This window comes from Actinomycetota bacterium (genome assembly GCA_030019255.1).
Classification (GTDB): domain Bacteria; phylum Actinomycetota; class Geothermincolia; order Geothermincolales; family RBG-13-55-18; genus Solincola_A.
Genome location: JASEFK010000043.1, coordinates 265 through 529 on the forward strand (window position 1 = coordinate 265; position 265 = coordinate 529).

Below are 265 nucleotides of genomic sequence, written 5' to 3' on the forward strand. Positions count from 1 at the left end.
CACCACCGCCTGGGGCTTCGAGACCTACGTGCTGGTGCAGAACCCCAACCCCGAGGCGGCGGACGTCACCATGACCTTCATGAGACCGGGCGGCGAGACCAGCGCCATAGGCTTTTCCCTTCCCGGACAGGCCAGACATACCGTCAACGTCAACCAGGTGGTGCCGGAGAGCGACGTCTCCACCATGGTGGAGGCCAACGCGCCGGTGATCTGCGAACGCGCCATGTACCGCTATGAGCGTGATCTCGGGCACGACTCCATCGGC

General features: G+C 64.9%; 1 protein-coding gene. It reads left to right on the forward strand.

Annotated features, from left to right (window positions below):
• The coding region (locus QME84_12790; GenBank protein MDI6875140.1) for a hypothetical protein at positions 1 to 265 on the forward strand (265 nt) is incomplete at both ends.